Source organism: Actinoplanes sp. NPDC048796, from assembly GCF_040650035.1.
In the GTDB taxonomy this organism is placed as follows: domain Bacteria; phylum Actinomycetota; class Actinomycetes; order Mycobacteriales; family Micromonosporaceae; genus Actinoplanes.
This window is the reverse complement of record NZ_JBEZGO010000002.1, coordinates 803,366-828,899: the sequence shown is the minus strand read 5'-3', so window position 1 is coordinate 828,899 and position 25,534 is coordinate 803,366. Positions and strand designations below refer to the sequence as shown.

Genomic DNA, 25,534 nt, shown 5'->3' with positions numbered 1-25,534 from the left:
ATCCGGCTGATGGGAAACCCACCGCGTGCCCTGCCGTCCGGTCTCGCCACCGCCCTGGTCTTCGGCGCCAGCGGGGCCGTGCTCGTCCTCGAGATCGTCGCGCTGCGCCTCGTCGGGCCCTATGTGGGCGTGACCCTTCAGGTCAGCAGCTCGGTCATCGGGGTGTCCCTGGCGGCCATCGCCTACGGGACGTGGCTCGGCGGCCGCCTCGCCGACCGCTACGATCCGCGTTCGCTGCTGGCGCCGGCGCTCCTGCTGGGCGCGATCGGCACGGCGGTGACCCTGCCCCTGGTCCGCTACGGCGGCGAGGTGCTGCGCGGCGGCGCCGCCCCGGCGGTGCTGCTGCTGGCGGCGCTGGCCGTGTTCCTGCCCGCGTTCATCCTGTCGGCGGTCAGCCCGCTGGTGGTGAAACTCCAGCTCAGCGACCTCAACCGGACCGGCTCGGTGGTCGGCCGGCTGTCCAGCATCGGCACCCTGGGCGCGATCACGGCGACCCTGGCCACCGGTTTCATCTTCGTGGCGGCGATGCCGTCGTCGTGGATCGTGCTGACCCTGGCCGTGCTGCTGGCGGTCGCGGGCGGCGTGCTGTGGTGGTGGCTGCGCGCCTCGCTGCCCGTCAAGCCCAAGGTCCGGGCCGCGCTGGTCACGCTGGGGCTGGTGGGGGCCGGGCTGGGGGCGTCGTCGCCGAATCCGTGCGATGTGGAGACGGCCTACCACTGCGCGCGGGTCGAGACGGACGCGGCGGCGCCGGGCGGGCGGACGCTGATCCTGAACTCGGCGCGGCACTCGTATGTCGACCTGAACGACCCGCTTCACCTGGAATTCGAGTACGTGCAGTGGATCGCGTCGGTGGCCGACGTGCTGCCGGCCGGCCCGGTCGACGCGCTGCACATCGGCGGGGGCGGCTTCACCATGCCGGCCTACCTGAAGGCGACCCGGCCCGGCAGCGATCAGGTGGTGGCCGAGCTCGACGGCGGCCTGGTCGACCTCGACAGAGAGAAGCTGGGCCTGGTGACGGGACCCGACCTGCGGGTACGGGTGGGCGACGCGCGCGTGGCGGTGGCCGAGCAGGGAACCGGGGCGTACGACTTCGTGGTGGGCGACGCCTTCGGCTACCTCGTGGTGCCGTGGCACCTCGCGACCCGGGAGATGGCCCAGGACATCGCCCGGGTCACCCGGTCGTCCGGCATCTACGCGCAGAACGTGATCGACTACCCGCCGAACAGGTTCATCAGGGCCGAGACGGCCACCGTGGCGGCGGCGTTCCCGCACGTGGCATTGATCGCGCCGCAAAAAGCCATCGACGGGAAGGCGGGCTCGAACTTCGTCATCATGGCGTCGAAGAGCCCACTGCCGCTGGACGCGATCCGATCCCGGCTGGCCACCCAGGCCAAGGAGCCGGTGGTCGTGCTGGCCGGGCCGGAGCTGGACGCTTTCGTGGACGACGCCCGGGTGCTGACTGACGACTACGCCCCGGTCGACCAGCTCCTAGCCGGCTAAGGGGTTCTCACAGCGTCAGGGAGTAGCCGGTGCCCTTGCGAGCCATGGGTGACGGCGAGGCCGGTGCGGTGGGCTTGGGAGTCACCCCCTTCTGGGGTGTGCCCTCCTTCCGGCGTTTCGGGGCCGCGCTCTCCCGCCCATGCGACTTCTCGGCGGCGACCGCCTCGGCCTGATCGCTGCCGCTCCCGTTCCCGTTCCGGCTTTCGGCGGGGGCGCGGTCGCGCCGGCTGGCCGGCGTGCTGCCGAGAACCTCGGCCTGACACTTCTCGCCGTCCACGCTGAACGACAGTGGCAACGGGTTGTAGTCGCGGTATTCGCCACGCAGGGTGAAGCTCTGCTGCTTGCCGCTACCCTTCGCTGTGACGCGCTGCCCCTTCTGGGTGACGGTCTTCGGCACACTGGTGAGACGCTGCGTGCCCGGATAGGAGAACTGAAGCCGCCACCCGGCCTCGGTGTCACTGGTGGCGACGGTCAGCCGGGCCACGTAGGTGCTGCCGGAATCGCTGCGCAGCTGATAACGCACCGAGCAGGTGATCTGGGCCGGCCCGGCCGCGACCACCCCGGCCCCGGCCGCCTGCGCCTCCTGCACGTCGGGGCGGTCGCGGGTGGTGGCCCAGCTGATCCCGGCCGCCGCCAGCACGGCGAGCGTGACAGCACCGGCCTGGAACCGATGCCGGCTCCCGGACGGCTCCGGCCGCCTCCCACGGGCCTGCCCGGCTCGTTGTAGGTGGGGGAGTCGCAAGCCCCCGCCCGCGAAGAGGCCGCCACCCAGCGGCTGCGGACGCCGGCGCAGAGCGGCCCCGATCTTCAACCCCGCCCGCAGCCGTAGCACCGCCGCCGACGGGCGCGCTCCCGACTTCAGCCAGGCCGGCAACGACCGTCCCAGCAACAACTGACCCAGCGACGATCGGCCCAGCGGCGACCGGCCCAGCGGCGACCGGCCCAGCGGCGACCGGCCCAGCGGCGACCGGCCCAGCGGCGACCGGCCCAGCGGCGACCGGCCCAGCGGCGACTGGCCCAGGGCGTGATCCGTCCTCGCCGCTGTGGGCTCGGCCAGTGCTTCGCGTGCCGGCGTGATCGGGCCCGTAGGTCCCAGCCCGTTGACCTCCGCCCCCGCCTCCGGAAGCTCCGCGCGGTCGGTCGAGGGGCGGGCGGTCGAAGGGCTGCCGGTCGAGGGGCGGGCGGTCGAAGGGCGGGCGGTCGAAGGGCTGGCGGTCGAAGGGCTGGCGGTCGAGGAGCTGGCGGTCGAGGGACGGGCGGTCGAGGGACGGGCGGTCGAGGGGCGGGCGGCCGCCGACCCCCGTACCGTCGCCGGGGCGTCGGACGACCGCTGGGGTAGCGCCGGGATGACCGCCTGAACGCCGATGACGGCGGCCAGGGCGTGTGCCACCTCCGCGGCGCCCGGGCGCTCCTCGGGACTCTTCGTGAGGCAGCGCATGCACAGGTCGGCCACGGCCGGCGGCATGCCCGGCAGCGTGGGCAGCGGTTCCGGGTCGGCGTACAAATGAGCCCGCAGGGCGTCGGCGGTCGTCTCGGCCGGCCAGGGCAGGCGGCCGGTGAGCGCCCGGTAGAGCAGCAGCCCGAGCGCGTACACGTCGGCCGACGCCGACACCTGCGAACCGCCGAGCCGTTCCGGCGCCAGGTAGGCGGGCGTGCCGAGCAGGCTGCCGTCGGGTGCCGCGTCGCGCTGGCCGACGATCGCGGAGATGCCGAAGTCGACCACTTTGGCGCCGGCCCCGGTGAGCATGACGTTGGCCGGGGTGACGTCGCGGTGCACGACCCCGCGGGCGTGCGCGGTGGCCAGCGCCGACGCCACTTCGACGGCCAGACCGACCGCGTCGCGCCAGGTGAGCGGCCCCTGCCGGGCGATCCGCGCCGCGACGGACTCGCCGTCGTTGAGCTCCATCACCACGAACGGCACGGTCACCCGGTCGTGCAGCGCCGACTCGCCGAAGTCGTACACGCCGGTGATGTGCGGATGGCAGAGCCGCGCGGCGGCCAGGGCCTCCTGCCGGAGCCGGTCCCGGAAGCTCTGGTCCTCGGCCAGCTTCGACGACAGCACTTTGACCGCCACCGATCGGCCCAGCGTCTCGTCGAACCCGCGCCACACCTCGGACATCCCGCCACTGCCGAGCTTCTCGACCAGGCGGTACCGCTCGGCGATACGAAGCGAATCGTCTTGCCCGTTTCGCTCCGTCCGCCCCATGTGCCGATTGTGACCCGAGGGGCGCCCCGCCCGATGCCCGTCCGCCGAAACCCGCGTCCCTCGTCCCACAATGCCGGATTCGCCAGGCGGCGTTTACCATGAGGCGTCCGATGTCCCGGCTTTCCGGAGGGATCGCATGCGACTCATCAAGGTGACCGTCCCCGCCCCGGCGCGAGGACTCGCCGCTCTCTGACAGCGGCACACGGCTCCTCTCCTCGGGGCGGTCCTCGTGACCGTTTTCCTTCGCTCGAGGAGTACTTTTGCGTGCCCTTCTCACCGCGCCCCTGGGCGCGGACTTCTGGAAGCTCTGGACGTCGTCCGCCGTCACGAACCTGGGTGACGGCATCACCATGGTGGCCGGCCCACTGCTCGTCGCCTCGATCACCGCCAACCCGGCCGCCGTCGCCGGCGCCGTTTTCGCCCAGCAACTGCCGTGGCTGCTCTTCGCCCTGGCCAGCGGCGCCTGGGCCGACCGGCTCGACCGGCGCCGCCTCGTCGTCGCCGTGAACATCATGCGGGCCGTGGCGCTGGGCGCCCTGGCCCTCGCGGTGGCGGGCCGCACCGCTTCCGTGCCCCTGATCTATGCGGTCTTCTTCCTCCTCGGCACCGGCGAGACCCTGGCCGACACCGCCAGCTCGGCCTTCGTGCCGGCCCTGGTCCCGCCCGACCGGCGGCCGACCGCGAACTCCCTGCTCTACGCCAACTTCAACGTCCTCAACCAGTTCGCCGCCAAGCCGCTGGGCGCCTGGCTCTTCGTGATCGCCGCCGCCGTACCGTTCGGCGTCAACGCCCTGACCTTCGCCCTGGCCGCGGCCCTCGTGGGCACGATCCGCTCGGTGCCGCCGCCGGAGAAGCGTCCACCGTCCCGCTTGCGCGCGGACGTCGCCGAGGGCGTCCGCTGGCTGTCCCGGCACCGCCTGCTGCGCACCCTGGCCCTGACGATGGCCGTGGGCAACGTCGTCTTCTGCGCCGCCTTCGCCGTCTTCGTCCTCTACGCCACCCAGCGCCTGGGCCTGACCGACGTCGGTTACGGCGCCCTCCTGGTCGCCTTCGCCGTCGGCGGCCTCCTGGGCACCCTGGTGGCGCCCACCCTGATCCGCCGCCTGGGCTCCGTGGCCCTGCTGCGGGCCGGCCTCCTCGTCGAGGTCGCGCTGCACGCCACCCTGGCCCTGACCCGCGAGCCGTGGGTCGCGGCCCTGATGATCGTCGTCTTCGGTGTACACACCACCATCTGGGGCGTCGTGGTCACCACCATCCGTCAACGCGACGTCCCCTCCTCCATGTTCGGCCGGATAACCAGCGTGTACGCCTTCCTGGAGCTCGGCGGCGCCGCCATCGGCTCCCTCCTGGGCGGCGCCGTGGCCACCGCTTTCGGCCTGGTGACCACCTACTGGGCGGCGGCCGCCGTCATGGCCGTAGTGGCGCTCGCCGCTTGGCGCCCCATCGCGGCGGTTCATCGATAGGGTCGGTGCATGTCGAGGCTTGCGGTGGTCAGCGGGGGCGGAACGGGCATCGGCCGGGCGACGGCCGGCATGCTCGCCGGCGAGGGGTACGACGTGATCATCGTCGGCCGCCGCCCGGAGGTGCTGGCCCGGGCGCTCGACTGGATCGGGCCGCAGGCGTCCGCGGTGACCGCCGACCTGTCCGACCCGGCCCAGGTCGCCACCGTCGTCGAGGCCGTCGGCGACCGCCCGCTGGACGTCCTGGTCAACAACGCCGGCGCCTACGTGACGGGCGCCGGCGCCAAGCTCGACGAGGTCGCCGCCCACTGGCGAGCCAACTTCGACTCCAATGTCGTCACTGCCGTCCTGCTGACCACCGCCTTGCTTCCCTCCCTCCGCCGCCCGGGCGGCCACATCATCCTGACCAGCTCGATCGCCGCCCAGCGCGGTGGCGGCGGTCCGTACTCCGCCGCCAAGGCGGCCCTGCACGGATACGTCCTCGACCTGGCCGCCGACCTGGGCCAGGACGGGATCACCGCGAACGTCGTCTCGCCCGGCTACGTGACCGACAGCGAGTTCTTCGCCGGCCGCATGACCCCCGAGGGCCACGCCAAGCGCGTCGACGCGACCCTGCTCAAGCGCGCCGGTGAGCCCGACGACATCGCCGAGGCCGTGCGCTGGCTGGTGGGCCCCGGCGGCCGCTACGTGACCGGCCAGATCATCAACGTCAACGGCGGCTCGGTCCTGGGCCGCTGACCGTTCCTTCTATTTGGCTCCGCCGGTGAAGCGGCCCTCGCCCTCGCGGTTGGGGCGGAAGCGGAGGCCGGACCAGCGGTCGTCGATGGCGACCTGACCGCAGGGCCGCATGTCGAAGTCGGCGACGATCGGCCACAGGGTGTCGCGGTTGATGTCGGCCTTGTTGCCCTTCGGATAGGCGACCCAGAACACCGCCGGCTTGGCCAGGTCGGCCGAGTGCTCCGCGAGCTGCTTGCGGACGCTCGCCGCGTCCTCGGCGAAGAGCACCGCTGTGCTCGCCGTGGCCAGCATGTCGGCCTCGCGAACCCCGTCCGGCATCGGCGCGAGCACCGGCAGCTGCGCGGGATCGGAGAGCCAGACGGTCGTGTTCGGCTTGATCAGGAGCTTCTCGGCAATCGTCTTCGACATGGTTCCGAGCCTGTCACCGACAAAAAAAGTTGTCAAGGATTCGCCATTTATCCGCGAGCGGGCCCGTGGCCGGCCGGGGCCGATGCCGAGGAACATCGCGCAGGCGCCGACCAGGCGCTGGACGAGGATCGCGAGGGCGAGCGGCCGGGAGGGGTAGGACGGGAAGGTCATGACCTTGCTCCTTCGAGTGCGGGGACGCGGCCGATCCTTCGCCCATCGGCCCGCCCGCCGCGTGCCTTTCTCGTCCGCCTGTGGATAACTCCGGGACTGTGGATAACTCCGGTTCTGTCGGACCGGGCTGATAGACATGCCGGGTGACCGAGACGCGAGCGACGACCGATGTGACGCAGGCCCAGCGGGCCGAGGTGCGCGAGCGGGCCGAGGCGATCCTGCGCCGGCTCGCGGGTGATCACGCCAAGCTGCGCGAGGACCAGTGGCGGGCGATCGAGGCGCTGACCGTCGACCGCCGCCGGGTGCTTTGCGTGCAGCGCACGGGCTGGGGCAAGTCGGCCGTCTACTTCGTCGCGACCGCCCTGCTCCGGGCCGGTGGCGCGGCCTCCGGCGAGGCGGCCGCGGGCCCGACGGTCATCGTCTCGCCGCTGCTCGCCCTCATGCGCAACCAGGTCGACGCGGCCGCCCGCGCCGGCATCCGGGCGCGCACGATCAACTCGGCCAACCTCGACGAGTGGTCCCAGATCGAGGCCGAGGTCCGGGCCGGCGAGGTCGACGTGCTGCTGATCAGTCCCGAGCGGCTCAACAACCCCGACTTCCGCGACAACGTGCTCCCCGGCCTCGCCGCCAGCACCGGGTTGCTCGTGGTCGACGAGGCACACTGCGTCTCCGACTGGGGTCACGACTTCCGCCCCGACTACCGGCGCCTGCGTACCTTCCTGGCCGGCCTTCCTTCCCGTACGCCGGTGCTGGCCACCACCGCGACCGCCAACGCCCGGGTCACCGCCGACGTCGCCGACCAGCTCGGCGACGCCCTGGTGCTGCGCGGCCCGCTCGACCGTGACTCGCTGCGCCTGGCCGTGCTCGACCTGCCCAACCCGGCGCACCGGCTGGCCTGGCTCGCCGACCATCTCGAGCGCCTGCCCGGCTCCGGCATCGTCTACACGCTGACCGTCGCCGGCGCGACCGAGACGGCCGAGTTCCTGCGCTCACGCGGCTTCCCCGTCGCCTCGTACACGGGACAGGTCGAGGACGCCGACCGGCGCGCGGCCGAGCAGGACCTGCTCGACAACAAGATCAAGGCGTTGGTGGCGACCTCCGCCCTGGGCATGGGCTTCGACAAGCCCGACCTGGGATTCGTCGTCCACCTGGGCGCGCCGTCCTCACCGATCGCCTACTACCAGCAGGTGGGCCGGGCCGGCCGCGCCGTCGAGCACGCCGAGGTCGTCCTTCTGCCGGGCGCCGAGGACGCGGCGATCTGGCGATACTTCGCGTCGCTGGCCTTCCCGCCCGAGGAGCAGGTCCGCGCCGTGCTCGCCAACCTGTGGCCCGATCGGCCGATGTCCACCCAGGCGCTCGAGCCCCTCGTCGACCTGCGGCGCAACCGGCTCGAGATGATGCTCAAAGTGCTCGATGTGGACGGTGCCGTCAGGCGTGCCCGCGGTGGCTGGCTCGCCACCGGTGAGCCGTGGACCTACGACACCGAGCGGCTGCGCCGGGTCGCCGAGGCCAGGTCGGCCGAGCAGAAGACCATGGTTGAGTACGCGTCGACGACCGCCTGCCGCATGGAGTTCCTCCGCCGCTGCCTCGACGACCCCGAGGCCGCGCCCTGCGGGCGCTGCGACAACTGCGCGGGCCCGCTGTTCGACGCCGAGGTGTCCGGCGCCTCGCTGGCCGCCGCGGACGCCTTTCTCGGCCGGCCGGGTGTCGAGATCGCGCCGAAGAAGATGTGGCCGACGGGCCTGGCCGCGGTCGGCGTCTCACTCAAGGGCAAGATCGCGCCGAGCGAGCAGATGGAGTCCGGCCGGGCCGTCGGGCGACTGTCCGACCTGGGCTGGGGCAACCGGTTGCGCAGCCTGGTCGCGCCCGAGGCGGCCGACGCGCCGATCCCCGGCGACCTGGCGGCCGCGGTGGTCGAGATCCTCAAGAACTGGGCGCACGGCGACGACGCGTGGCCGGAGCGCCCGGCCGCCGTGCTGGCCGTCTCGTCGCGCCGGCATCCCGAGTTGATCCGCTCGCTGGCCGACCACATCGCCCGCGTCGGCCGCCTGCCGATGCTCGGGTTCGTCACGTCCGGCCACGCCGCCGAGTCGGGTCACCGGGGCAACAGCGCCCAGCGGGTGCGGTCGCTGCACGACGCGTTCACCGTTCCGGCCGAGGTCGCCGCCGAGCTGGCCACCCTCCCCGGCCCCGTGCTGCTGGTCGACGACCTGGTCGACTCCGGCTGGACCATGGCCTTGGCCGGCCGCGCCCTGCGCCAGGCCGGCGCCCGGGGCGTGCTGCCACTGTCCTTGGCGGTGGCCGGTTGAGAGGCCGCGGGAACGGGGACTATACGGGGAGGGGGTATGCTGGGGTCATGTCCGACGAGGCGACGGCGCAGCATGGGCCGCATGGGTATTCCGGTGACAAGGCTGCCCTGCTCGGGCGCCTCAGGCGTATCGAGGGGCAGATCCGCGGCATTCAGCGGATGGTCGACGAGGACACGTACTGCATCGATGTTCTGACGCAGATCTCCGCGGCCAAGAGCGCCCTCCAGGCGGTGGCGGTGGGGCTCCTCGAGGATCATCTGGCGCACTGCGTGGTCGACGCCGCGCGGGCGGGGGACCCCAGCGCCAAGGTCAAAGAGGCGTCCGACGCGATCGCTCGGCTCGTTCGTTCCTGACGGTTGTTCTGAAAGGCTTTGCGATGGCTGTGACCAGCACCTACACCGTTACCGGCATGACCTGCGGACACTGCGTCCAGGCGGTGACCGGCGAGCTCTCCGCCCTGGCTGGGGTGGATGACGTGCAGGTCGACCTCGCCTCGGGCGCGGTCACGGTGACCAGCGAGGCCCCGCTCAGCGAGGACGCGGTACGCGCGGCCGTGGACGAGGCCGGTTACGAGCTCGCCGATGCCTGACGACCCACCGGACAAGCCCGTCGTGCTCGGCATCGTGGGCGCGCGCCGGGCGGCGCGGGACGCGGATTCGCCGGCCGACGTGGATCCGCCCGGCGACGACGGTGAGACGCCGGCGGGGGACCGGGCCGGATTCAAGCTGGCCGCGTTCGGGGCGGTGCTCATCGTCGTGCTGTTCGCGGGCTACGGGCTGGGGCGGCTCAACAACTCGACCGCCTCGGCGTCGGCGCCGCCGACCAGCGGGGCGGCGGCCTCCGGCGGCACGGGCATGGCCGGCATGCCGGGCATGGCGGTCAACGAGAACCAGCCGCACGTGCACAACACCGACGGCACCGTGACGCAGGGCGGCGCCACCAGTTCCGCGGCGTCCATGGGAGCGGCGGTCGGCGGGCTCTCGCTCAGCTCGGGCGGCCTGACTCTCGTTCCGAAGGGGACCACCTTCCCGGCCGGGAAGGCGCAGCGGCTCAGTTTCGAGATCGCCGGCGCGGGCGGGGCCGCCGTGACCACCTTCGCGGTGGTGCACGACAAGCCGTTGCATCTGATCGTGGTGCGGCGGGACCTGAGCGGCTTCCAGCATCTGCACCCCACCATGGCGCCCGACGGCACCTGGAGTATCGACCTGACGCTGGCCGAGCCGGGGATCTACCGGATGATCGCCGACTTCACCGCGGTGGTCGGCGGCCAGCAGATCGCCACCACGCTCGGCGGCGATCTCACCGTCGCCGGCGACTACGCGCCGGCCCCGCTGCCCGCTCCCTCGGTGACCGCGCGGGGCGGGGGCTTCCAGGTCACGTACGACGGAAAGCCCGACACCAGATCCACCCAGCCGATCCTGATGACCGTGACCGGGACCGACGGCAAGCCGGCCCGGCTCGACCCCTATCTCGGCGCCTTCGGGCATCTCGTGGTGATGCGGGAGGGCGACCTCGCCTACGTGCATGTGCACCCGGAGCCGCTGCTCGTCGACGGCAAGGTCAAGTTCTGGTTGGCCCTGCCCAGCGCCGGCGCCTACCGGATGTTCTTCGACTTCCAGGTGGCCGGCACGGTCCACACCGCGGCGTGGACCGTGCGCGTCGACTAGTCGGCGAGCATCTTCTCCAGCGCGGGTGTCACGCCCCACTGGGAAGTGAGCGCCTCGTACTCCGCCCGCTGCGCGTCGGTGGGCGGAGCCGGGGTCCTGCGCGCGCGCAGCAGCAGGTTGCGGGGCGTGTGGGCCGAGTCGATGAACTCGACCACCTCGACCTTGTAGCCGCGCAGGCGCAGCAGGCCCGCCCGCAGCGAGTCGGTCAGCACGTCGGCGAAGCGTTCCCGCATGATGGCGTGCCTGGTCAGCTCGCCGAACGGGGCCGGTGCGGGGCGGCCCTTCAGCTGGGCCGCGATGTCGTGGTGGCAGCACGGCGCGGCCAGCACCCACTCGGCGTTCCAGCTCACGGCCCGGGCCAGTGCCTGATCGGTGGCCGTGTCGCAGGCGTGCAGGGCCAGCACCAGATCGGGGTCGAACGGCACCTGGGCGTCCTCGATCGTGCCCGCCACGAACGTGACGTCCTCGGAACACCCCAGTTCGGCGGCGACCTCGGTGTTGCGTACCCGCTGATCCTCCCGGACGTCGACCCCCACGACCTGGACCTTCGCGCCCCGCCCGGCCAGGTAGCGGTAGGCGGCGAACGTCAGGTACGCGTTTCCGCAGCCCAGGTCGACGACGCGCAGCGGCGACGGCAGCTCGGCCGGCAGCGACGCGGCCAGCGACCTCAGGAACGCGTCGACCTGGCGCCGCTTGGCCGCGTTGCCGCCGATCACCGTGAAGAGCGGATCGCCCGGATCGAGCAGCCACTGCTTGGCCCGGTCGTGCTCGGCGGCCGCCGGAGCCGCCACCGCCGCCGACCGGTGCACCTGAGCGTCACCCTTCTTGGTGACACGCAGTTGCAGCGTTCCCGTGGACGACTCGACGTGCCAGTTGCCGAACGGCTCGCTCAGCAGCTCGTCGATGGCGGTTGAGGACGGTTCGACATTGCGGGTGAACGGCCGGGAGCCGTCGTTGGTGACGATCTGCAACCTCGGTCCGGCCTTGAGGGTCACCGGCCGTACCTCGGCGCGAACGATGGAGGGGGTTTGACCACGACGCTTGCCCGCCGCCACCGCGCGGGTGAGACCGGGAGCAAGGATCATGTCCCGGACCTCGGCCAGGGCGTCGTCGAGCGATTGGGGCATCCCTCAATAATGCCTCGGAGCGCCGGGCACCCTCGGAACTGCTTGCCGCCGCAAAAGACTAGGCTGTCGGCGCGAGAAGCGAGGTGCCACGTCGATGTCGTTGATGGCCGACCCGCCCGGGGCCGACCGGCTCTCCGTCCGCGTGCGCCGCGGTACCAGCGCCTGGCATGACGCGGCTCAGCGCAGCGGCTTCCTCGACGCCCTCGCGGCCGGCCGGCTGACCTGGGAGGCCTACGCCGACCTGACCGCTCAGCACTGGTTCGTCTACGAGGCGCTGGAGTCGGCCGCGACGACCATGGCCGATGATCCGGTGGTCGCCACCTTCCTCTTTCCCGAGCTGCGGCGCCTACCGTCGCTCGAGGCCGATCTGCGTTTCCTGTACGGGGTGAACTGGCTCGACGAGGCGACCGCGCTGCCCGCCACGACCGTCTACTGCACGCGGCTGCGGGACGTGGCGTTCCGCGCGTCGACGGGCTTCGTCGCCCACCAGTACACGCGCTACATCGGCGACCTGTCCGGCGGCCAGTACCTGGGGCCGGCGATCGCCCGGGTGTACGGGCTGCCGAGCCCCGACGGGCACCGGTTCTTCCAGTTCGCCGGCGTCGACCCGTCCTCGTTCAAAGCGCACTACCGCGGTCTGCTCGACGGCGTTCCCTGGTCGTACCCGCAGCAGAACGAGTTCATCGCGGAGGTCGCCGAGGCGTACCGCCTCAACATCGACCTGCTCACCGAGCTGTGGCACAAATGGAGCTGACGAGATGACGGACCCGTTCCCGCCCGAGGTGGTCGAGCAGATCGCCCGTCACATGAACGGTGACCACGCCGGCGACAACCTGCTGATCGTGCGCGCGCTCGGCGGGATGCCCACGGCCACGGCGGCGCGGATGTCCGGCCTGGACGCCGACGCGATGGAGTTCGCCTCGGTGGTCGACGGGATCGAGGTGCCGGTGCGCATCCCGTTCTCGGAGCGTCTCACGGAGCGCCGCCAGGTGCGGGCCGAGGCCGTCCGGATGTATCGGGACGCCTGCGCCGCTCTGGGCGAAGAGCCCCGCCACTGAGTGACGGGGCTCCAAGAGCTTTCGGCCGTACGGGGTCAGGCGGTCGTTCCGACCCCAGCTTCCGAGCCCCCGGTCATCTCGGCGGGCGCGGCGGCCGGAGCGTCGGACACGTCGGACGCCTCGGCGGCGGAACCCGAACCGGATCCGCGGCTGCCCCGGCCCCCACGGCGACGGCGACGGCGCGGCGCGCCCTCGTCATCCCCATCCGCCGTTTCGGAGAGGTCGGGGGAGTCGGAGTCGGTAGCGGTCTCAGTGCCCTCAGCGCTGTCCGAGAAGAGCGGCGCGGACACCCGGCGACGGGTCCGGGTGCGCGGCTTGGCCTCGGCCTGCTCAGCGACGTCGGCGTCCGAGCCCTCAGCCGCGTCCGGCTCGGCGACCGGCGCGGTGGTGCGGGCCTTTCTGGTCGTGGCCCGGCTGGTCACGGTGTCGGCGTCGGCAGCGTCGACGCTGGTGTCGTCGGAGCCGGAATCGCTGGTCAGGGCCTCGTCGGCGCCCGGCTCGGTGACCCGGCGCCGGCGGCGCTGGCGCTTCGGGCGCTCGGCCTCGTCGTCGCCGCTGCCCGAGGGCGCGGGACCCGAGGAGCCGGAGCTCGCGGGGGCGCCGCCGCGCGACGATCGTCCGCCGCGACCACGGCCGCCACTGCCGCCGCTCTCACGGCGACGGCGACCGCCACCGCCGAGGTCCTCCTCGACCTCGGCCGAGAGGCCGGCCCGGCTCCGGTCGGCGGTCGGCAGGGTGCCCGACACGTCGGCCGGGATGTCCAGGTCGCTGTAGAGCGCCGGGCTCGTGTGGTACGTCTCCGGCGGCTGCGGCATGTTCAGGCCCAGTGACTTGTCGATGAGGACCCAGCGGGGCATGTCCTCCCAGTCGACGAAGGTCACCGCGACGCCGGTCGCGCCCGCGCGGCCGGTGCGGCCGATGCGGTGCGTGTACGTCTCGGGGTCTTCCGGGCAGTCGTAGTTGATCACGTGGGTGACGCCGGAGACGTCGAGGCCGCGGGCCGCGACGTCGGTGGCGACGAGCACGTCGATCTTGCCGGTGCGGAACGCCCGCAGGGCGCGCTCGCGGGCGCCCTGGTTGAGGTCGCCGTGCACCGCGGCGACCGCGAAGCCCCGGAAATCGAGGTCCTCGGCGACCCGGTCGGCCGCCCGCTTGGTGCGGGTGAAGATCATTGTGAGGCCGCGGCCGTTGGCCTGCAGGATGCGCGCGACCATCTCGAGCTTGTTGAGCGGATGCGTGCGGTACACGACCTGCTTGGTCAGCGGGGACGCGGCACTCTCGGCGGTGTGGCCGGCGTGGATCGTCACCGGGTGGTGCAGGAAGCGCCGCGAGAGCGCCACGATCGGGTCGGGCATGGTGGCCGAGAAGAGCATGGTCTGGCGCTGCTCGGGGAGCATGGCCAGGATCTTCTCGACGTCCTCGAGGAAGCCCAGGTCGAGCATCCGGTCGGCCTCGTCGAGCACGAGCGCCTTGATCGAGGTGAGCTTGAGCTGCTTCTGCTTGGCCAGGTCGAGCAGGCGGCCGGGCGTGCCGACCAGGATCTCGACGCCCTTCTTGAGCGCCTCGACCTGCGGCTCGTAGGCGACGCCGCCGTAGATCGGGAGCACGCGCACCCCGCGGGTGCTGCCGGCCGCGGCCAGGTCGCGGGCGACCTGGAGGCCGAGCTCGCGGGTGGGCACGACGATCAGGGCCTGCGGCTGGCCGTCGGCGCCCTCGGACGGCGCGGTGACGCGCTCGAGGAGGGGCAGGCCGAAGCCCAGGGTCTTGCCGGTTCCGGTCGGCGCCTGGCCGATCAGGTCGGTGCCGCGCAGCGCGATGGGCAGCGCGTACTCCTGAATGGCGAACGCCCGGGTGATGCCGGCCGTGGCCAGCGCCTCGACGGTTTCGGCACGGACGCCCAGCTCCGCGAAGGTGGGGCTGTCATTGCGGACCGGAGCGCGATCGGTGACTGGTACCAGTGCGGGTTCGTTGGACTCGATGTCGGTCATGAAGTTTTACGGGTGCCTCTCGTGGTGCGCCCGTGGAAGTCTGGGGCGCGGTATGGGTAGGGCGCGGGCCACACGCTGGAAAAGCGGGCCGCGCGCGCGTTGGCCGCGGCGATCGGAGGAGATCGACGTCGACGGCAACTTCGCCATTCTACCTGACTACACGATCGTGCACCTCAGAGCGGATATACGCCGAGGGCGCCCCCTCGAAAACGAAGGGGCGCCCTCGGCGGTGCTGAAGCGGATCTCAGCGCGTGGTGAAGCCGAACGGACGGTTGCTCGACTCGGCGATCTCCACGTACGCCACCTTGGCGATCGGGATGATCACCTTGCGGCCCTTCTCATCTGTGAGCGACAGGACGCTGTCCTTGGCCATCGCCTCGGTCACGGCCTGCTCGACCTCCGCCGGGGTCTGTGCGCTCTCGAGCACCAGCTCACGCGGCGTGTGCTGCACGCCGATCTTGACCTCCACGGGGCCCTCCCTTTTCGCGGGTCTTACCGCTGGCAAGGCTATCCGATTTCCGACGCCGCGCCCCCCGATGTGCCTCCCTGTAGCGGGAAGCTGGCGATCCCGCGCCAGATCAGCGCAGCTACGAGCGCTTCGGCTTCAGCTTTAGGCGTACGCCGGCCGTTCGCCAGCCAGAACTGAGCGGACTGCCCGGCCGCGCCGACCAGGCCCGAAGCGAGCAGTTCGGCCTGGTCGCCGCTGAGGTTGGTGTCCGAGATGATCGTGTCGGTGACGGCCGCGATGCAGCCCTGCTCGACCCGCTCGACGCGCTGGCGCACCTGGGCGTCGTTGCGCAGATCGGACTCGAAGACGAGACGGAACGCCTCGCTCTCGTGGTCCATGAAGTCGAAGTACGCCCGGACGGCGCCCTTGACCCGCTCCTTGTTGTCGGAGGTGGCGAGCATCGCGTCGCGAACCTTGGCGATTATCGCGTCGCAGTGCGTGTCCAGCAGCGCCAGATAGAGCTCCAGCTTGCCGGGGAAGTGCTGGTAGAGGACGGGCTTGGAGACGCCGGCCTTCTCCGCGATGTCGTCCATCGCGGCCGCGTGGTAGCCGTGCGCCACGAAGACCTGCTGGGCGGCGGCCAGCAGCTGCTTGCGGCGCGCGGAGCGCGGCAGCCGGGTCGGCCGTGCCGTCTGGGCTCCGCCGGATGCAGCGGTCATATCTGTCGAACCTCCAGGGGGAGCCTGCTCGGATTGCCCGGATCGGCGTGTGATGCTGTCGTCGGGCAATTGTCGCGCCGCTGCAACTTATCGCCACTGCAACCACACGGTAGCCTCAGCGGGGGCGGAGCGAGGAGCGCGCGGTGGATGAATCAGGGCATTCCGGAGACACCGGAGCCGCGGAGGGCGGCGACGGTGGTGAGTCGCGTGAGCGCACCAGGGTGAACGGCTGGGCGACCTCCGACAGCCCCTGGTCCTACCAGGGCCCCGGCGCCGAACCGGAGTCCGAGGTGCCGGCGTGGCGCCGTCCCGGGGCCGAGAGCCGAGCCTTCCCGCGTAATCCGGCATTTCCCTCATCTGCCGTACCCGCCTCGAGCGCGCCCGCGCCGTCTCCCGCGCCCGCTCCGCCGGGCTTCGTCGACGCCGGCCGGACCGGTGCGATTCCCCCGTCCGTGTCACCCGAGTCGCCCGCCCCGCGCTGGGACAACCGCCCGCGCTACAGCGACCTGATGTCCCACCTGGCCCCGTCCTCCGGCGTGAGTGCCCCCGAGCCCGAGACCCGCCCGCAAAGCCTGTCCAGCTCGCCGCCGCCCGTCGCGCAGACCAGCGCGCCGGCCCACCCCGGCATGACCACCGGCGAGATCCGCGAGCCCGGGCTGCGTACCGGCGACCCGCTCCGGTCGCTGCGCCGCTTCGACGTGCCGACACCCAACAGCGCACCCCCTTACCCGTACGAGGGGGACCTCGACGAGACGCCGGACGCGCCGCCCCCGCCGCCGATCACCCGGCAGCGCTCCGCCGTCCCGATGGTCCGCCCGGCCGCGCCCGACGCCCGGCGGCCGGAGTGGGAGGGCGGCGAGCCCGCGCGGCACGCCCTGAACACCCCGGCGCAGGGCCTTCCCCGCGTCGAGCGGGTCACGCCCCGCCCCGAGGCCGCCGCCGAGGAGCCCGAGCCGTCCCGGCCGGCGTACGACCCGTCGAGCTTCCCGCGCCGCCTGTCCTACGAGTCGCCCACCCCGGCGCCCTACGAGCCGCCCGCCTACGAGCCGCCCTTCGCCGGGTTCGGCACGCGTTCCGGCGAGACCGATTCGCGGGGGCTGCCCCAGCGCGTACCGGCCCAGCCGGACGTGCCTCAAGTTCCGGAGCCGCCATTGGTGGAGCCCACCGCCGAGACGCCCGCGCTGGCGCGGATCGCGACCCATCTGCGCCGAGGTGACGTGTTGCCCGCCGAGGAACGCCAGGAGGGTTTCGACGTGCGAGCCATCCTCGCCGCGGTCCGTGAGGTCGAGGGGGTGCGCGACGCCTCGCTGCGCTCCACCGAGGCCGGCGCGCACAGCCTGCGCCTCGACCTCGCCGAGGGCGCCGACCCGGCCGAGGTCAGCCGCCAGGTCGCCCGCCTGCTCCAGGACCGCATGGGCCTGGACGCGGCGATGCAGGGCGAGGGCCAGCCCACCCCGCCGAGGGCCGACAGCCCGGCGCCCGCGCCGGTCTCGCCGTCCGCGCTGCTGCCCCGCGCCCGCCCGCAGGTGCCCTCGGCCTCGCACGCGCCCACGACCTCACAGGCCCCCGCCGCCTCCGCCCTGAGTTCTCCCACTTCAGCCTCTCCCACCTCGGCCGCTCCGACGCCGGTCTCACCGGCCCGGGCCTCCACCGCTCCGACGTCACCCGCGCCCCCGTCTCGCGACTCCACCGCCCCCACGTCTCCCGCGTGGTCGTCCGCAGCCCCGGCGCCTTCCGAGCGCGCCTCCGCGGCGCCGACGTCTCCGGCCTGGTCCTCCGCCGCCCCGACGTCGCCCGGCCGCGCTCCCACCACCCCGGCGTCAACCGACGCGGCCCCGACGTCTCCGGCCTGGTCCTCCGCCGAGCCGTCAGCTGCCGCCCGGGCTTCCGCCGAGTCGGCGTCACCCGGCCGCGCCTCGGCCGAGCCGGCGTCTTCCGCTCGTGCCTTCCCCGCGTCGGGATCGACGCCGCCGGCGGCCCGGGCGGAGCCGCGGACACCTTCCCCGGCGCCCGTTTCCGCGCCGCCGGACGCGCCGGCGCGCGACAACACGGGGACGCGGCCGGCGGCGCCCGCCCGTCCCGTCGAGGCGGAATCCCGCCGGTCCGAGCTTTCGGCGCAGCACGCCCGGTCGGAGAGCTCCGAGACGCTGGAGGACGCCGAGGTCGTGCCCAGCGGCGCCGAGTGCGGACCGCCCCGCCCGCTCTACCCTGGTGAGCACCCCGGCCCCCGCGTCGTCATCGAGAATGTCCAGGTCAACACGTTCGGCGCGGACGCCACGGTCGAGGTCAAGCTGGCCGTCGGCTCGCGGGCCGCGTCCGGTGTGGCCACCGGCCCGGCCGTGGACGGCTACCTGCTGCGGCTGTGCGCGATGGCGACCGCCGGCGCGGTCGACGAGTTGCTGTCCGCCTCCGATCATCCGGAGGGCCCGGCCCGGTGCTTCGTCGAGCACGCCGCCGCCGTCCCGTTCGGGGCCTCGCAGGTCGCCGTCGTCGTGCTGCTGCTCTCGTGCGGCGGCTGGGTCGAGCAGCTCGCCGGCTCGGCCGTGGTGACCAGCGACGACCGGCACGCCATGGTCCGGGCCACTCTGGCCGCGGTCAACCGCCGGCTTGAGGCACTCTTGACCCGATGAGAGGCGCGATCCTGGCCCCCGACAGCGCACTGCTGCCGGAGGGCGAAGCACCAGCTCCCTGGCCCGCCCGCCGGGTTACCATCGGCGGCGCGATGCTGCACGTCCGGGACACCCCGGGCACCGGCCCCGCCGCCGAACCGGCCGTCTACGTGCACGGCCTCGGCGGTTCGTCACAGAACTTCACCGACGTCGCCGGCCTGCTCGCCGATCGCTTCGACGCCCAGGCCGTCGACCTGCCCGGTTTCGGCTACAGCGATCCGAGCCCGCGCTATTCGATCCCGGCGTTCGCCGCGACGCTGATCGGCTACCTCGAGCACGACGGCCGCGGCCCGGTCCACCTGGTCGGCAACTCGCTCGGCGGGTCCATCGCCGTCCGGGTGGCCGCATTGCGGCCCGACCTCGTCCGCACCCTCACTTTGATCTCGCCCGCGATGCCGTTCCTCGACCCCCGCCGTACGGCGCAAGGACCGGTTCTGCCCTTGCTCGCCCTGCCCCGGGCCGATCGCTTGCTGGCCTGGAGCATGGCCCGGCTGACCGCCGAGGAGATGGCCGAGCAGGTGCTGGCGGCCTGCTTCGGCGACACCAGCAAGGTCACGCCGCAGCGCCGGGCCGAGGCGATGGAGGAGATCAAGCTCCGCTACACCGTGGCCCACTACCCCAAGGCGTACCTCGGGACGCTGCGCGGTCTGGTCTCGAGCTTCCTGCGGGCGTACCTGCCGGGGGAGAACTCGCAGTGGCGCCTCGCCGCCCGGGTCCAGGCGCCGACGCTGGTGATCGGTGGCCTGAACGACAAGCTGGTCGACGCCCGGGTGCCGGTGCAGGTCGCCCGCACGATCCCGGACGCCCGCCTGCTGATCCTGCCCGGCGTCGGCCACGTGGCCCAGATGGAGGTGCCGCGTCTGGTGGCCCGCGCGGTCGTGGGCATGCTCGACGACGTCGGCGCCCCGGTCGCCGGTTAGCGAAACGAATTACACAAGATCCATAGGGCGCGACAGCGTCCGCGCCGTGTGCGAGGCTGACGGACGATGATCCACGAAGCACCGACCACGCCAGGAGACCGTCCGCCGTCGCGTCCCGATGGGTGGCGACGCTGGTGGCTTGTGCTGTTTGCCCTGGTCATCGTGGTCGCCGCGGGTTTCGCGGTGGGCCGGCGCATCGAGCAGGGCAACCCGGCCTCGGCCGCCCCGTCCGTCTCCTCGGCGCCCACTCCGGCCACCTCGGCCTCATCGGCCCCGGGCATCTCGTCCGCGCCGGCGCCCGCCCTGTCGTCTTCGCCGGCGCCACTGGTCGAGGCGACCACCAAACCGGCGACAGCGGCGTCTCCGCCCACACACGGCCCGGGCGTTTTCACGTACGCCGCCACGCGCGGCCCGGTGATCGGCACGAAGGGGCCGCTGCGCCGGTTCAAGGTGGCAGTCGAGCGGGGCAGCGGCGAGAACGCCACCGCGTTCGCGGCCGCCGTCGCCGCGACGCTGGGTGACAAGCGCAGCTGGACCGGCACCGGTCAGCTGCGGCTCCAGCTCGTGCCCGGCGCCGACAAGGCCGATTTCACGGTCTTCCTGGCCACCCGCGACACGGCCGGCAAGATGTGCCTCCAGGGCGGCACCAACATCAAAGTCGGCGGCGTCCCGTACACGTCGTGCCGGACGACCGGCCGCGCGATCATCAACCTCGATCGCTGGCGGCTCTCGTCACCGCCGTACCTCAAAAGCAAGGTCTCTCTCGCCGTCTACCGGCAGTACGTCATCAACCACGAGGTCGGCCACGAGCTGGGACATCACCACCAGAACTGCCCCAAGGCGGGCGGACCGGCCCCGGTCATGGTGCAACAGACATTGACCTTGCGAGGGTGTACGGCGTACGCGTGGCCCACCCGCAACGGAAAACTCTTCACCGGGCCGGCCATCTAAAATTCCCGCATCCCGCATGTCGGGCCGGTGGTGATTGTCATGGCCGTCACCGTCCGGCACGAGCGACAATGGGTGCCGATCCTTACCGTCAACCCGGGGAGTTAACGTGGCACTGCCCCCGCTCGTCGAGCCGGCCGCAGAGCTGTCGATCGATGAGATCCGCCGCTACTCGCGGCACCTGATCATCCCGGATGTCGGGATGGACGGTCAGAAGCGGCTGAAGAACGCCAAGGTCCTGGTCGTCGGCGCGGGCGGTCTCGGCTCGCCGGCGCTGCTCTACCTGGCCGCCGCCGGCGTGGGCACGCTGGGCATCGTCGACTTCGACACGGTCGACGAGTCCAACCTCCAGCGTCAGGTCATCCACGGCGTCTCCGATGTGGGCCGGCCCAAGGCCGAGTCCGCCGCGGCGAGCATCGCGGAGATCAACCCGCTGGTGAACGTGGTCATCCACAACACCGCGCTCGACCGCGACAACGTCAAGGAGATCTTCAGTCAGTACGACCTGATCGTCGACGGCACCGACAACTTCGCGACGCGCTACATGGTCAACGACGCCGCGGTGCTGCTCGGCAAGCCGTACGTCTGGGGCTCGATCTATCGTTTCGACGGCCAGGCCTCGGTCTTCTGGGAGGAGCACGGTCCCTGCTACCGCTGCCTCTACCCGGAGCCCCCGCCGCCCGGCATGGTGCCGAGCTGCGCCGAGGGCGGCGTCCTTGGCGTGCTGTGCGCGTCGATCGGCTCGATCCAGGTCAACGAGGCCATCAAGCTGATCACCGGCATCGGTGAGCCGCTGGTCGGCCGGCTGATGGTCTACGACGCCCTCGAGATGGAGTACCGCAAGATCAAGGTCCGTAAGGACCCGAACTGCGCGCTCTGCGGGGACAACCCCACGGTCACCGACCTGCTCGAGGACTACGAGGACTTCTGCGGCGCCGTCTCCGACGAGGCCCAGGAAGCCACGCTCGACGCCACGATCACCGCCCGTGAGCTGAAGGACTGGCAGGACGCCGGCAAGGACGTGTTCCTGGTCGACGTGCGCGAGCCCGCCGAGTACGAGATCAACCGGATCCCGGGCTCGGTCCTGATCCCCAAGGGCGAGATCCTGTCCGGCGAGGCGCTGTCCCGCTTCCCGCAGGACCGGCAGATCGTGCTGCACTGCAAGTCGGGTGTGCGCTCGGCCGAGGCGCTGGCGGCGCTCAAGGCGGCCGGCTTCAAGGACGCCGTGCACGTGCAGGGCGGCATCGTGTCCTGGGTCAACACCGTCGACCCGTCACAGCCGTCGTACTGATCCATCGCACAGATGTCACGCTGGGGAGTCATCCATCGATTCCCCAGCGTGATTCTGTGTCAAGACGGCACAGCGCAATGCATCGCGTGGTTGTAGCGTCACCGGAGTGGTAGATATCGACGCCGCCATCGGGTACGTCGTGGCGCACGGGGACCCGGTGGAGCGGGCGCGGCTGTCCTACCTGCGTACCGGGCAGCGCCCCGAGCCGCAGGTGATCGAACGCATCGTCGCCGGCCAGACCGAGAGCGGCGGCTGGCCCGCGGCGGCCGACGCCGCGACCCCCTCGATCGACGCGACCGCCTTCCGCCTCAACGAGCTCGACGACCTCGGCGGCCTGCGCGGCGAGCCGGTCGACCGCGCGCTGGCCTGGCTGGCCACCGTGCAACGCCAGGACGGCACCTGGCAGGAGGACGAGTCGCTGGCCGGCGAGGCGCCGGCCTGGGCCATGCCCGGCGACCCCGAGGCCACCCTCTACCTCACCGCCCTCGCCGGTTTCTGGATGACCGTGGCCGAGTTCGAGGCCCACCCCCATCTCGAGGTGCCCGCCCGCTACGGGTCCGCGCTGGCTGCCGCGGCCCGGTGGGTCGTCGCCCAGCTGCGGCCGGACGGCACCTGGCCGTCCTTCCTGGCCGCCGGCTGGCACGCGGCCGGCCTGCTGCACGGCCAGCAGTTCTTCTACGAGTCGGCCCGGCTCCAGCTGGTCCTCGGCGACCGGCTGCCCGAGATGTCACCGGCCGACATCGCCTCGATGGTGGCCGCGCTGCGACGGCTCAACCTGGGCGACGACTGGCTGCTCCAGAGCGCCCGCAAGCGACTCGGCGACACGCAGCGCAACGACGGCGGCTGGGACAGCGCCGAGGGCCCGATCTTCGACGTGAACGCCACCCTGACCGTCCTGCGCGCCTTCCGCTGAGACGTCAAGGGCTGCAACCAAGCTGCACCCCAATGTGCCTGCTCGGCTACCGTCCCGCTACCCGACCGGCATCACTGTGCGTAATAACGGCGTATGGGCTGTCCCGGACAAGACCGGCATAGTGATGGCAGGCCCAGCACGGGCCGAGGCGAGGCGAAGATCCGCTGGGCGATGAAGATGGTCGCTCCAGTCCGGCGGGGAGTCAGTGGCGAAACCGGCGCCTCCTTCTTTCTCCGGAGGAACGCCACCATGCGTCAGTCTGTCAAGCGCGCCGTCATCGCCGGTGTGGCCGTCGTCGCCGTCGGCGGAGCCGCCACCGCCGCCTTCGCCGCCTGGAACGCCACCGGCTCCGGTGTCGCCGGCGCCAACGCCACCACGGCCCAGGAGCTCGAGGTCAGCGCGGCCAAGGTCACCGGCGGGCTGCTCTACCCGACCGGCACCGGCGACGCCGCCGTCACCATCAAGAACCCGAACAAGTACCCGGTGACGGTCAACCGGATCGAGTGGAAGCCCTCCGACGGCGTCCAGTCCGACCGCATGGACGTCTGCTACAACACCGGCGTCTACTTCGGTGACTTCAGCAAGGACGACAACGGCAGCGGCGGCGTGCTGTCCAACCTGGACCTGCACCTGAAGGGCGGCGAGACCCAGACGTTCCCGCTGGCCAAGGCCGTCCACATGACAAACGACTCGCAGAACGGCTGCCAGGGCGCCGCCTTCACCATCAAGGTCAAGGTGACCGGCCTCAGCGCCGCCAAGTGATCGCAAGCCGGCGGTGGGGCGGCGCCCCGCCGCCGGCTGTCTTCGCCCGGAGGGCCCCGATGAGATTGCCCCGATCCGTCCCTGCTGTGAGCTTGATAGCGGCAACGGTGTTCACGGCACCGACAGCGGCGCTGGCTGCCTGGGACACCAGCGCCGGCGGAGCGGCCACCGCGTGGGCGGCCGAGCTGCCGAGGGCGGCAGCCCCGACGGCGGCCGTGCGCGGCACCCAGGTGAAGGTGAGCTGGCCGGACACGACCGGGGTACCCGTCAGCGGCTATCGGGTGACACGCATCGATCAGTCGACAGAACACAGGGTCAGCGCGACCGGAAGCTGCGCCGGCCTGGTGACGACAAGCACTTGCACGGACAGTCACGTGCCGAACGGCCGATGGACGTACGAAATCGTCGCCGTCGCCGGCAACAGCTGGACGTCCGCCCCAGGCACGAGCACACCGGTTCAGGTCCTCAAAGACTCACCGACAGCCGACAAGCCGGCACCAACAGTCGTCTCCCCGACGCCGTCGGCTGTCTCGCCGACGCCGTCAGCTGTCTCCCCGACGCCGTCGGTCGTCTCTCCAGTGCCGTCGGCCGTCTCTCCGGCGCCGTCAGCTGCGTCGCCGGTGCCACCGGCGGCCTCCGTGCAGCCGTCGACGTCGCCCGAACCGCCGAAGTCGCCCGAACCGTTGAAGTCGCCCGAGCCGTCAAAGTCTCCCAAGCCCGGCGAATCCGCCTCGTCCCCGGCGAGTGCCACCGCCGAGGCGCCGGCGAAGCGCGCGAGCTCAGCATCCCCGTCGAGGACCACCGGCCCAGCTGTGACCAGCTCCGCCGCCTGACGAGCAGCCGCCGCAAAAACGGCCACCCACGGAGCCCGCCCTCCCAGGGGGAGCCCCCGCAGGTCAGTATCGCGGCTTTGGGCTTGATCGTGTCGGGAGCCTGTGGACAACCGGCGACTGTGGACAAGCGTTGTGGCGTGGCCGTTCTGTGCTAGCCGCGCGTGTGGCCGTTGCCCGTGACGATGTACTTCGTCGACGTGAGCTCGGGCAAGCCCATCGGCCCCCGGGCGTGCAGTTTCTGGGTGCTGATCCCGATTTCGGCGCCGAAGCCGAACTCGCTGCCGTCGGTGAAGCGGGTGGACGCGTTGATCATGACGGCGGCGGCGTCGACGCGGGCGGCGAAGCGGCGGGTGGCGGCCAGCGACTCGCTGATGATCGCCTCGGTGTGGCCGGTGCCGTAGCGGCGGATGTGGTCCAGCGCGTCGTCGAGCGAGTCGACGACCGCGACCGAGATGTCGGCCGAGAGGTATTCCGTTCCCCAGTCCTCCTCGGTGGCCGGCACGACACTGTCGTCGTAGGACGCCACCCGGGCGTCGCCGTGCACCGTCACCCCGGCGTCGGCCAGCTCGGCCAGGATCAGCGGCAGGAAACGGCCGGCGATCTCGCTGTGCACCAGCAGCGACTCCGCGGTGTTGCACACCGACAGGCGCTGGGTCTTCGAGTTCAGCGCCACGGCCAGCGCCTTTTCCAGGTCGGCCGCCTCATCGACGTACACATGGCAATTTCCCACGCCCGTCTCGATCACCGGCACCGTGGACTCCTCGACCACCGCCTTGATCAGCGAGGCGCCGCCGCGCGGGATCAGCACGTCGACCAGGCCGCGCGCCCGCATCAGCTCTTTCACCGAGTCGCGGGTCGTGGCGTCGAGCAGCTGGATCGTGTCGGCCGGCAGGCCGCTGTCGGCGACCGCCTCGCGCAGCACCGCGACGATCGCCGCGTTCGAGTTGAGCGCCGATCCGGAGCCGCGCAGCAGCACCGCGTTGCCCGATTTCAGGCAGATCCCGGCCGCGTCGGCGGTCACGTTCGGCCGGCCCTCGTAGACCATGCCGACCACGCCGAACGGCACCCGTACCTGGCGCAGCTCGAGGCCGTTGGCCAGGGTCGAGCCGCGCACCACGTCACCCACCGGGTCGGGCAGCGCCGCCAGTTCGCGCAGGCCGTCGGCCATCGCCGTGACCCGGGCGGGGTTCAGGGTCAGCCGGTCGATCATCGCGTCGGAGAGCGAGGCCGCGCGCCCGTTCCGTACGTCCACGTCGTTGGCGGCGACGATGTCGCCGGTGTTCTCCTCCAGGCGGTCCGCCATCAGCAGGAGGGCGCGGTCCTTCTCGGCCCGCGTCGCGGCGGCCAGGTCGATCGAGGCCACCCGCGCGTCGGCGGCCTGCTGCAAGACGGTGCTCAT

23 protein-coding genes are annotated in these 25,534 nt (G+C 72.1%); 15 read left to right on the top strand and 8 right to left on the bottom strand.

Annotation, left to right across the window (positions count from 1 at the left end):
- Positions 1–9 precede the first annotated feature (9 nt).
- Positions 10–1,500, top strand: a complete 1,491-nt coding sequence (locus AB0C26_RS12270; protein WP_360245808.1) for a fused MFS/spermidine synthase — start codon at positions 10–12, stop codon at positions 1,498–1,500.
- Positions 1,501–1,507: 7 nt separating this feature from the next.
- Here the strand turns inward: AB0C26_RS12270 and AB0C26_RS12265 are convergent, their stop codons facing one another.
- The gene (locus tag AB0C26_RS12265) at positions 1,508–3,706 is read right to left on the bottom strand and encodes a protein kinase (RefSeq protein WP_360245805.1); all 2,199 of its coding nucleotides are present in this window, start codon (positions 3,704–3,706) and stop codon (positions 1,508–1,510) included.
- Positions 3,707–3,966: 260 nt separating this feature from the next.
- Here AB0C26_RS12265 and AB0C26_RS12260 point away from each other — a divergent pair, with 260 nt between their 5' ends.
- Positions 3,967–5,169 carry an MFS transporter gene (locus tag AB0C26_RS12260; protein WP_360245802.1) on the top strand — a complete coding sequence of 401 codons (1,203 nt, stop codon included), beginning with the start codon at positions 3,967–3,969 and terminating at the stop codon, positions 5,167–5,169.
- A gap of 9 nt (positions 5,170–5,178) precedes the next feature.
- Entirely contained in the window at positions 5,179–5,904 is a 726-nt protein-coding gene (locus AB0C26_RS12255; RefSeq protein ID WP_360245799.1) for an SDR family oxidoreductase, read from the top strand.
- Between the two features lie 9 nt (positions 5,905–5,913).
- Here AB0C26_RS12255 and AB0C26_RS12250 read toward each other — a convergent pair whose 3' ends face one another.
- Positions 5,914–6,483 (bottom strand): hypothetical protein, encoded by a 570-nt coding sequence (locus tag AB0C26_RS12250; protein WP_360245796.1) that lies wholly within the window; start codon positions 6,481–6,483, stop codon positions 5,914–5,916.
- A gap of 194 nt (positions 6,484–6,677) precedes the next feature.
- Between AB0C26_RS12250 and AB0C26_RS12245 the strand changes: the two genes are divergently transcribed.
- From AB0C26_RS12245 to AB0C26_RS12230, 4 genes are read left to right on the top strand one after another with little or no spacing between them, the layout of a single operon-like run.
- Positions 6,678–8,792, top strand: coding sequence for a DEAD/DEAH box helicase (locus AB0C26_RS12245; protein ID WP_360246536.1), 2,115 nt, complete (start codon positions 6,678–6,680; stop codon positions 8,790–8,792).
- Between the two features lie 47 nt (positions 8,793–8,839).
- On the top strand, positions 8,840–9,145 hold the full coding sequence (locus AB0C26_RS12240; RefSeq protein WP_097326679.1) for a metal-sensitive transcriptional regulator: 306 nt from the start codon (positions 8,840–8,842) through the stop codon (positions 9,143–9,145).
- 23 nt (positions 9,146–9,168) lie between these two features.
- Positions 9,169–9,381 (top strand): cation transporter, encoded by a 213-nt coding sequence (locus AB0C26_RS12235; protein ID WP_360245792.1) that lies wholly within the window; start codon positions 9,169–9,171, stop codon positions 9,379–9,381.
- Positions 9,374–10,459: a hypothetical protein gene (locus AB0C26_RS12230; protein WP_360245789.1), complete on the top strand. Its 1,086-nt coding sequence runs from the start codon at positions 9,374–9,376 to the stop codon at positions 10,457–10,459. Before AB0C26_RS12235 ends, AB0C26_RS12230 begins: the two co-directional genes overlap by 8 nt.
- Here AB0C26_RS12230 and AB0C26_RS12225 read toward each other — a convergent pair.
- Complete coding sequence (locus tag AB0C26_RS12225; protein WP_360245786.1) at positions 10,456–11,586, bottom strand: SAM-dependent methyltransferase; 1,131 nt, start codon at positions 11,584–11,586, stop codon at positions 10,456–10,458. The genes AB0C26_RS12230 and AB0C26_RS12225 overlap by 4 nt on opposite strands.
- Before the next feature lie 94 nt (positions 11,587–11,680).
- On the opposite strand from AB0C26_RS12225, the gene AB0C26_RS12220 reads away from it, so the two are divergent.
- Both AB0C26_RS12220 and AB0C26_RS12215 read left to right on the top strand, forming a co-directional pair.
- The gene (locus AB0C26_RS12220) at positions 11,681–12,340 is read left to right on the top strand and encodes a biliverdin-producing heme oxygenase (RefSeq protein WP_360245783.1); all 660 of its coding nucleotides are present in this window, start codon (positions 11,681–11,683) and stop codon (positions 12,338–12,340) included.
- 4 nt (positions 12,341–12,344) lie between these two features.
- Positions 12,345–12,644 carry a DUF2470 domain-containing protein gene (locus AB0C26_RS12215; protein WP_360245780.1) on the top strand — a complete coding sequence of 100 codons (300 nt, stop codon included), beginning with the start codon at positions 12,345–12,347 and terminating at the stop codon, positions 12,642–12,644.
- 35 nt (positions 12,645–12,679) lie between these two features.
- On the opposite strand, the gene AB0C26_RS12210 is transcribed toward AB0C26_RS12215, so the two are convergent.
- The 3 genes from AB0C26_RS12210 to AB0C26_RS12200 all read right to left on the bottom strand — a co-directional run bounded on the left by AB0C26_RS12210 (position 12,680) and on the right by AB0C26_RS12200 (position 15,799).
- Positions 12,680–14,632, bottom strand: coding sequence for a DEAD/DEAH box helicase (locus AB0C26_RS12210; RefSeq protein ID WP_360245777.1), 1,953 nt, complete (start codon positions 14,630–14,632; stop codon positions 12,680–12,682).
- A gap of 244 nt (positions 14,633–14,876) precedes the next feature.
- Positions 14,877–15,101: a DUF3107 domain-containing protein gene (locus AB0C26_RS12205; protein ID WP_097322850.1), complete on the bottom strand. Its 225-nt coding sequence runs from the start codon at positions 15,099–15,101 to the stop codon at positions 14,877–14,879.
- Positions 15,102–15,139: 38 nt separating this feature from the next.
- The gene (locus tag AB0C26_RS12200; RefSeq protein WP_360245774.1) at positions 15,140–15,799 is read right to left on the bottom strand and encodes a TetR/AcrR family transcriptional regulator; all 660 of its coding nucleotides are present in this window, start codon (positions 15,797–15,799) and stop codon (positions 15,140–15,142) included.
- A gap of 143 nt (positions 15,800–15,942) precedes the next feature.
- On the opposite strand from AB0C26_RS12200, the gene AB0C26_RS12195 reads away from it, so the two are divergent.
- From AB0C26_RS12195 to AB0C26_RS12170, 6 genes are all read left to right on the top strand, one after another.
- Positions 15,943–18,429, top strand: a complete 2,487-nt coding sequence (locus AB0C26_RS12195) for a hypothetical protein (RefSeq protein ID WP_360245771.1) — start codon at positions 15,943–15,945, stop codon at positions 18,427–18,429.
- Positions 18,426–19,388, top strand: coding sequence for an alpha/beta hydrolase (locus AB0C26_RS12190; RefSeq protein ID WP_360245768.1), 963 nt, complete (start codon positions 18,426–18,428; stop codon positions 19,386–19,388). Before AB0C26_RS12195 ends, AB0C26_RS12190 begins: the two co-directional genes overlap by 4 nt.
- 141 nt (positions 19,389–19,529) lie before the next feature.
- Positions 19,530–20,339, top strand: coding sequence for a DUF3152 domain-containing protein (locus AB0C26_RS12185; RefSeq protein ID WP_360245765.1), 810 nt, complete (start codon positions 19,530–19,532; stop codon positions 20,337–20,339).
- Positions 20,340–20,445: 106 nt separating this feature from the next.
- Complete coding sequence (gene moeZ, locus AB0C26_RS12180) at positions 20,446–21,627, top strand: adenylyltransferase/sulfurtransferase MoeZ (protein ID WP_360245762.1); 1,182 nt, start codon at positions 20,446–20,448, stop codon at positions 21,625–21,627.
- A gap of 106 nt (positions 21,628–21,733) precedes the next feature.
- Positions 21,734–22,540 (top strand): prenyltransferase/squalene oxidase repeat-containing protein, encoded by an 807-nt coding sequence (locus AB0C26_RS12175; RefSeq protein ID WP_360245759.1) that lies wholly within the window; start codon positions 21,734–21,736, stop codon positions 22,538–22,540.
- Positions 22,541–22,789: 249 nt separating this feature from the next.
- Positions 22,790–23,302, top strand: a complete 513-nt coding sequence (locus AB0C26_RS12170) for a hypothetical protein (RefSeq protein ID WP_360245756.1) — start codon at positions 22,790–22,792, stop codon at positions 23,300–23,302.
- Positions 23,303–23,759: 457 nt separating this feature from the next.
- Here the strand turns inward: AB0C26_RS12170 and AB0C26_RS12165 are convergent, their stop codons facing one another.
- Both AB0C26_RS12165 and AB0C26_RS12160 read right to left on the bottom strand, forming a co-directional pair.
- Positions 23,760–24,104: a hypothetical protein gene (locus AB0C26_RS12165; protein ID WP_360245753.1), complete on the bottom strand. Its 345-nt coding sequence runs from the start codon at positions 24,102–24,104 to the stop codon at positions 23,760–23,762.
- 182 nt (positions 24,105–24,286) lie between these two features.
- Entirely contained in the window at positions 24,287–25,534 is a 1,248-nt protein-coding gene (locus tag AB0C26_RS12160) for a glutamate-5-semialdehyde dehydrogenase (RefSeq protein WP_360245750.1), read from the bottom strand.